The sequence below is a fragment of the Streptomyces yerevanensis genome (assembly GCF_000716805.1).
Lineage (GTDB): Bacteria > Actinomycetota > Actinomycetes > Streptomycetales > Streptomycetaceae > Streptomyces > Streptomyces flaveus.
In genome coordinates this window covers 1-1612 of record NZ_JNWJ01000177.1, presented here as the reverse complement: position 1 = coordinate 1612, position 1612 = coordinate 1, and the positions used below count along the sequence as shown (strand labels likewise).

The window sequence follows — 1612 nt, the reverse complement described above, 5'->3', positions numbered from 1 at the left end:
CCCAGCAGACCACCTGCACCGGACCGGAACGTTCCGGCTTCACCCACACCATCAGGTGATACCAGAACCACTCATAGACTCACGAACCGCCCACTGAGAACCGTGCCCTACTCGATGGTGCGGTGAAAACCGAAGACGCGCGCCACGCAGGTGTCGAGCAAGGCTCCGAAGACCTGGGCGGAAGTCATTGCCGGGGCAGGGATCACGTCTGCGTCGTCGATACTCGCGATGTAGTCGACGTCGGCCCACCCGCCGCGGTAGAGGACAACGTGCAGTTCGGCCTCGTGCGAGTTGCGTACGTGGATGCCGATTGAGTCGGGATCACTCACCTTGGACCTGTCAGTCTCGAGCCGCTGCGGCCAGGGAGCTGCTTCGTCGCGCCAGGTCACAGGCCCGACGGTCAGCCCTGCTGCCTGCCAGGCGGGCTGGTGGGCAGCGACTGCGGCAGCAACTTCGTCGAGATCTATGACTCGCTCCATGTGGCGATGATCGCCTATCGCGCCGCCCCTCCGCGGGCGGTGCGGCACGAAGGTCGAAGCCCCTGCCTACGGGCTGGGCGCTCGCGAGTGAGCCGGCGGACTATCACGCTGATCATGGCCCAGCGGATCATGGTTTCGGCGTGGGCGGTGTGGTGCTCGTAGTCGCGGGCCAGGCGGCGGTGGGAGGTGAGCCAGGCGAACGTGCGCTCCACGGCCCATCGCTTGGGCTGAACCTGGAAGCCTCGCTGGCCTGGCTCTTTGCGGACGATCTCCACCATGCGGTTGAGGGTGTTGGCGGCCCAGTCGACGAGGCGGCCGGCGAATCCCTGATCGGCCCAGACCTTCAGCACCGTTGGGTGGTCCAGTCGGGTCCACAGCAGGGAGCGCCTTGCGCCGTCGCGGTCCTGGATGCTGGCCGCCATGACGTGGACGGTCAGCAGAAGGCCGAGGGTGTCGGTGACGATGAACCGCTCGCGGCCCTTGACCTTCTTGCCTGCGTCGAAGCCGCGGGTGTCGGCCGGGACGGTGTCTGCGGTGCGTATCGACTGCGAATCGATGAGTCCGGCCGTGGGCTCGACATTCCGGCCCTCGCCCCGCCGGACCTGATCGCGCAGGGCGTCGTGGATGCGAGTGACAGTGCCCTCATCGTGCCAGCGCACGAAGTACCAATACACGGTCTGCCAGGGCGGAAAGTCGTGCGGCAGCTGTCGCCAAGCGCACCCGGTCCGCACCACATACATGATCGCGTCCACGGTCCGCCGCCGCGGATGCTTCTCTCGCCGCCCGCCCTTCGGCCCCGTTCGCGGCGCAGGCAACAACGGCTCCACCAACGCCCACTGCTCCTCGGTCAGGTCCGACGGATACGGCTCCCCAGCACCACTCACGTCCGGTTCAACGACCACCTGCATCCTGTGGCACGGCAGATCTCAAACGCCCTCTCAGAGGTCGTTTTCACCATTGATGCGCGTTTTCTCCTGCATTTCTCGGTGCGGGTTGGTCGGCTCATGGGGGCAGGTGGAGTGGATGTGGCCCAGGCGCTGCATGGTGTGACGCCTGGGGCGCAGTATGGCTTGCACCTGTCTCATCCCTGGACACCCCGTTCTGCGTCTGTGCTTCCGCATGCTGGCGGCGTG

2 protein-coding genes are annotated in these 1612 nt (G+C 66.3%); both read right to left on the bottom strand.

Annotated features, from left to right (window positions below; translation table 11 throughout):
- Positions 1–107: 107 nt before the first annotated feature.
- Positions 108–479, bottom strand: a complete 372-nt coding sequence (locus OP79_RS48855; RefSeq protein ID WP_033329693.1) for a hypothetical protein — start codon at positions 477–479, stop codon at positions 108–110.
- 14 nt (positions 480–493) lie between these two features.
- Positions 494–1387 (bottom strand): IS5 family transposase, encoded by an 894-nt coding sequence (locus OP79_RS48850; RefSeq protein WP_051745919.1) that lies wholly within the window; start codon positions 1385–1387, stop codon positions 494–496.
- Positions 1388–1612: the final 225 nt, after the last annotated feature.

Excerpts from the sequence above, each read along its gene's own strand:
- OP79_RS48855 (WP_033329693.1), bottom strand. The coding sequence starts at position 479 with ATGGAGCGAGTCATAGATCTCGACGAAGTTGCTGCCGCAGTCGCTGCC.
- OP79_RS48850 (WP_051745919.1), bottom strand. The coding sequence starts at position 1,387 with ATGCAGGTGGTCGTTGAACCGGACGTGAGTGGTGCTGGGGAGCCGTAT.